The sequence below is a fragment of the Clostridiales bacterium genome, assembly GCA_012512255.1.
Lineage (GTDB): Bacteria > Bacillota > Clostridia > Christensenellales > DUVY01 > DUVY01.
Genome location: JAAZDJ010000126.1, coordinates 1 through 5,996 on the forward strand (window position 1 = coordinate 1; position 5,996 = coordinate 5,996).

A 5,996-nucleotide genomic window follows, 5' to 3' on the forward strand; every position below is an offset into this window, starting at 1 on the left:
CATTCCCGCCGTGCCGGGATGCGATATAGTATTGACTATTGATTGCGAAATACAAAAGCTGGCGGAAAGCGCGGCGCTGGACGCGTATAAAACATATAACAGCAAATCGGCAAGCGTTTTGGTTATGGATGTCAATACGGGCGCGATACTAGCTATGGCGACCTCGCCTTCATTTGACCTCAACAACCCGCCGCGCGACAACATACCCCTTCTTAACGACTTAACAAAAAACCGGTTAATTACCGATGTTTTTGAGCCAGGTTCAACTTTCAAGATTTTTACACTTTCGGGCGCGCTGGACCAAAACAAAACGTCGTTAAAGGATAGGTTTTATGACCCCGGATACAGAACCGTGGACGGCCAAAGAATCAAATGTTGGAAAAGCGGCGGGCACGGGTCACAATCTCTCCAAGAAGCCGTTAACAACTCGTGCAACTGCGTGTTTGTGGACTTGGCGTTGAGGTTAGGCGTAAATGATTTTTATGGCTATATCCAAAACTTTGGTTTCGGAAGGGCTACGGGCGTGGATTTTTTGGCGGAATCCAAAGGCATAGTGATGAACAAAAACAGCGTAAAAACAGTGGATTTGGCGCGAATAGGTTTTGGGCAGGCTATTGCCGTGACGCCTTTGCAGCTTATTACATCGGCTTGCGCCGTGGTAAACGGCGGAAAACTTATGAAACCGCATTTTGTCAAAGAAATCCGTTCGCATGACGGCCAAACGGTATATATCAATAACCCTGTCAAAACAGCCCAAGTAATAGCAAGTTCTACCAGCGATTTGATGAGAGGCATTTTGGAAGAAGCGGTTATAAGCGGAAGCGGCCGCAACGCGGGCGTAAGCGGATACAGGATAGGCGGAAAAACGGGAACGGCCCAAAAGTATGAAAAAGGCGTAATCGCAAGAGGCAAATATGTTTCCAGCTTTTTGGGCTTTGCGCCCATGGATAATCCCCAATATGCCGTGCTTGTCATAGTGGATGAGCCCGCGGGCTATTTATACTACGGCAGCATTGTGGCCGCGCCATACGCCGCTTTTATGTTCAAAGGGATATTCGCTTATAAAGGCGTCGCCCCTGATAAAGATATTGGCGACCAAAAAGACAAAGAATTAATAGAGATGCCAGCTTTAATCGGGCTTTCATATTCCGAGGCAGCCGCCAAACTTAAGAGTTTGGGACTTCAATTTGAAGTCGCGGGCGCTAGCGGAAAGGTTATAAATCAAACGCCCGCCGTAGGCGTTATGGTAAGAAAACGAACGGTAGTATTGATAAGGCTTGAAAACGAGGATTAAAAAAAACAGCCCTTAGGGGCTGTTTTTTTTATTTTATCACGCGGTGTCTAATAACGCCTTCAATTTTTTGCAGTTTATTCAGTACATCGCCCGATAAGTCGTCGTCAAGCTCCAAGATAGTGTAAGCGTATTCGCCTTGGCTTTGGCTTACCATTGTGGCGATATTAATATGCGCTGCGCTTATGGATTCGGTTATTTGCGATAGCAAACTTTGTTCGTTTTTATGGATTACGGTAAGGCGGCATTTAGAAGTGCGCGCCAATGTCGTGTCGGGGAAGTTTACCGAGTTGACAATATTGCCGTTTTGCAAAAAGTCCGCAAGCTGCTTTGCCGCCATAACGGCGCAGTTATCCTCGGCCTCGGGCGTGGAAGCTCCCAAGTGGGGGATAGTGATAATATTTTCTATGCCCAAAATTTCTTCCGTAGGAAAATCGGTCACATATCGTGACACAATGCCTTTATTAATAGCGTCTATCAAATCGGCATTATTCACAAGCTCGCCTCTTGAGCAATTGATTATAGCGACAGACCTTTTCATTTTAGAAAAAGCTTCCACATCCAGCATATATTTGGTGCTGGAATTTAGCGGGATATGGAGCGTGATATAATCGGAATTGGCGTAAAGATTGTTAAGGTCGTTTTCCCTTATAACATGGGTGGATAAATGCCATGCGTTATCAACGGTAATATAAGGGTCGTAACCTATAACAGTCATCCCAAGTTCCACAGCCGCGTTCGCCACCAAAGCGCCTATGGCCCCTAGACCTATAACGCCAAGTTTTTTGCCGTATATTTCAGGGCCGGCAAACGCTTTCTTGCCTTTTTCCACCGCCGCCGCCACATTTTCCGAGCCCTTTAAAGACTGAACCCAATTTATGCCCTCGTATATTTTTCTTGACGCCAAAAACAACGAGCAAATTACAAGCTCCTTTACAGCATTGGCATTGGCGCCCGGCGTATTAAATACCACAATACCCGCCTTTGTGCATTTGTCCACGGGAATATTGTTTACGCCCGCGCCCGCCCTTGCGATCGCCAAAAGCGATTTGTTTAATTCATAATCATGCAAGTTATAGCTTCTTAGCATAATAGCTTCGGGGTCCGAGCATTCTTTGGTAAAATTAAAGCGCGAATCAAAATATTTATTAGCCAAAGGCGATATCTCATTTAATTTTAGGATAGAATACATAATCCATATCTCCTTGAATTATTTATTTGTTCTCAAGCTCAAATTTTTTCATAAATTCAACAAGCTTCTTTACGCCTTCTATCGGCATGGCGTTATAAATAGAAGCCCTCATTCCGCCTACAAGCCTGTGTCCTTTTAGCTGCTTCAAACCGTTTTGTTCGGCTTCGGCTATAAACTTCTCGTCCAATTCAGACGAAGGCGTTTTAAAAGGCACATTCATAATAGAACGGTCTTCTTTTTGAACATTGTTTACATAAAAGTCCGAATTATCAATAAAATCATATAATATCTGAGCTTTTTCTTCGTTAATTTTTTGAATATAATCTAGGCCGCCTAGATTTTTTAGCCATTCCAAAACCAGCATCATAACATAAACAGACCAGCAAGGCGGAGTGTTGTATAAGCTTTGATCCTTTATATGCGTGGACCATTTGAGCATAGTAGGGCATAGTTCGTGCGTTTTATCAACAAGATCGTTTCTTACAATTACCACGGTAACGCCTGCGGGTCCAAGATTTTTTTGCGCTCCCGCGTAAATGACGCCAAACTCGTTCACATCTATTTTTTCGCTTAAAATATTTGACGACATATCGGCGACTATAGGAGCGTTTGCCTTGGGCAAAGAGGTATATCTAGTCCCAAAAATAGTGTTATTGGTCGTAATGTGGACATAATCAATCTCGTCCCTAAATACGATATTTTTAGGTATATAGGTAAAATTTTTGTCCTCGCTGCTTGCCGCAATCGCTATATCGCCGTATTTGCACGCTTCTTTGTAAGCTTTTTTAGCGAAGTTGCCCGTGATAACATAATCGGCCCTTTTTTTGACGCTTAAATTAAGAGGCACCGCGTCAAATTGAGTGGTGGCGCCGCCCTGAACGAAAATGACCTCGTAGTTTTCAGGAATATTCATAAGTTCCCTTAACAAATCCTGCGCCCTTTGGTTTATTTCTTTGTAGGGCTTTGAGCGATGGCTCATTTCCATTACCGAAAAGCCGCAGTTGTTATAATTAAGCAAATCCTTTTGGGTAACTTTTAAGACTTCTTCGGGAAGAGTTGCGGGACCGGGTGAAAAATTATACACTCTCATAATAAACTCCTAATTGATTATAATAATCAAATTTCTGATATAATATCTGATATAATAATAGTTATTATACATTAATTTAATCTCCAAATCAAATATATTAACAGTCAATTGCCATAGATCGTTAATTTATTTTCAAACTAATAGCCTGATAAAGCGCTAAATCGCTATAGTCTTTTTATAGTTTTTAATACTAATTTGGATTTTTGGTTATTTATCTATTAATTTTTGATTATTAATATGTTATAATAATTTAAATATATCCACATTAAAAATTAATTAATATATTGAACAATTAGATAAAATACTATATAATATGACAAATTATGCGGATTGTTGAGTTGAGGAAAATATGGCCAAAAATAAAAAAAGATCCTTTTTTGGAAAAAAAGACAATATTGATTTTATAGACGATAATTCCGCAGATTTTATAGAAGATAGTCAAAATCCCGACGACTTTATTGATAATTCTTTGGATTATGATGATTTTTTGGCTGATTTAGATAATGAGAATTATTACCATTCCCAAGACAGTCAAGATTATAGCGAGGATTTTGCCGAAGCTAATTTTCAAGACGATACTTATCAAAATCAAGAAATTTCCGACGACTATTCCAACCAAGATTATCCAGACGATTATCAATACGATGATTATAATCAACCTATGCCCGTGGACGCTATTGACGAGGCGGACGCGGAAGAAATTAATGCTTTATTAAAAAATATAAGCGAAAAGCTTGAGCGGCTTGAAAACAGAAGAAAAGGGGAAGTTTCTGCTAATGCGCCTTTTTACGCGCCTAACGCAATGCCTTATGTCTTTATCCCTAGTCAAAGCGCAGGCAACGAAGTGATTTTAAACGAATTAGCAAAACTAAGAGAGGAAAATTATAGAATGCAGCATTCCCAAGAAATACAAAGGCAACTAAACGCGCTAAAGGAAGAACTAAACGAAAAGTTGGCCGCGTTAGGCAAAACGCCTAAAGACAGGCAAACCCAGGAAGCGCAAAACGCCCAAGCGTCCGAACAGAACCTTTTGTTTGAGGAACTCCAAAAAATCAACAAAAAAATAGAACAACTAGAAAGCAAGACCAAAAGCCAAGATCTCAATCAAATTTTGCAATATATTAACCGCCTTGAATCCAAATTAAACGCTAAGAGCCCCGAGCCTTATGTTAAGACCGAAGACCAAGAGTCTTTGAACGATATTATCAACCAAATCAGGAATGTTTCTTTAAAAAACGACGATGTGCTCGCTTACATCAAGAGCATAAGGCACGCGCTGGGACTTAGCGCTATCTCGCGAATTAACGAAGACGGCGAAATTGATTATTCAAGTTTAAAAGACGAATATTCCGAATTCAAAAAAATAATATCCACGGGCAATCTTTATGCAAAAATTTCGGCCATCTCCAAATTTAACGAACTAATTGCCGAGCTTCCTGTCGGCGTTCACGAGGAGATTGCTTCTGATTTTTATAGGATACGAAACAAAGTTTTTGGCACTATTTTGACGCCCGAGATTGCGGCCGAGCTTATTTACAACACTACGGCGGCGGACAGAGAAAGGGACATATATTATTATTTTGAGTTAAAAGCCGAATTGGAAAGGGCGAACACTTACGAACTTCCGCAAATAGCCGAAAAGTTTTTAAAACTCAGAAACAGGTTGCAAAACAATCAATATGTCACATACAACCAAAATCTATTTAATGATTTGATTGAAGCCAATAACGATTATGAAATTGACCAGTCGGATTTGGCAAAAGAAAGATTGGAAAAGGCCAAAGAAATCTTTTCCACATTAAGAATAGGCGACATAGTGCCTATTAACGATTACAGCAAAATAAGGCCGTCGGTCAATTACAGGTCAATTACCGACAGGCTTAACGAGCTTTGCAAACTAATAAAAGAAAATGACGCCAGCAGGATTAACGATTTGCAATCCAAGCTTGATTTAGCAATTGACGAAATTAAGGCAGTCTTTGGCGACCAAAACGATGCCGCAGTTGAGCATATTAACAAAATATTGGATGAAATCTCCGCGCTAAAAGACAACATCGTTGCTTTGAGCGAGCAAAGGCATTCCGAACTTATTCAAGGGATCGCAGACCTCAAACAAGAATTAGAGCAAAAAAATCTAAGCCCTGATTTAGAATATATAAAATCGCAAATATTGACCTTGCAAGAAGAGTTAAGGGCTAAAGACATTAATTACGAATTAGTGCTTAACGCGGTAAACGAGCTAAAAGAGCAGTTTAGCGCGCTAACCGATTATTCGGATTATGAGGAAACGCCCGGCGTCACTAACGAGGCGTTACTGGACGAGATAAGGGCATTAAAAGAACAGATCTATATCCAAAAAGGCGAATTTGACCCTGAAATTTTGGCCGAAGTCCGCAACCTAAAAGAACTTCTCGCTTCCACAA

Annotated in this window: 4 protein-coding genes; 2 read left to right on the top strand and 2 right to left on the bottom strand. The window is 40.6% G+C overall.

Annotated elements, in window-relative coordinates; translation table 11 throughout:
- The coding region (locus GX756_06390; GenBank protein ID NLC17485.1) for a PASTA domain-containing protein at positions 1 to 1,294 on the top strand (1,294 nt) is incomplete at its 5' end.
- A 28-nt stretch (positions 1,295 to 1,322) separates the two neighbouring features.
- On the opposite strand, the gene GX756_06395 is transcribed toward GX756_06390, so the two are convergent.
- On the bottom strand, positions 1,323 to 2,483 hold the full coding sequence (locus GX756_06395) for a 3-phosphoglycerate dehydrogenase (GenBank protein NLC17486.1): 1,161 nt from the start codon (positions 2,481 to 2,483) through the stop codon (positions 1,323 to 1,325).
- Between the two features lie 22 nt (positions 2,484 to 2,505).
- A complete protein-coding gene (serC, locus tag GX756_06400; protein ID NLC17487.1) occupies positions 2,506 to 3,576 on the bottom strand; it encodes a 3-phosphoserine/phosphohydroxythreonine transaminase in 1,071 nt (356 codons plus the stop codon).
- Between the two features lie 346 nt (positions 3,577 to 3,922).
- Between serC and GX756_06405 the strand changes: the two genes are divergently transcribed.
- On the top strand, positions 3,923 to 5,996 hold a 2,074-nt coding region (locus GX756_06405; GenBank protein ID NLC17488.1), incomplete at its 3' end, for a hypothetical protein.

What these genes read in the sequence shown, in the direction of transcription:
- GX756_06395 (NLC17486.1), bottom strand. Translation starts at nt 2,483, where the DNA reads ATGTATTCTATCCTAAAATTAAATGAGATATCGCCTTTGGCTAATAAA.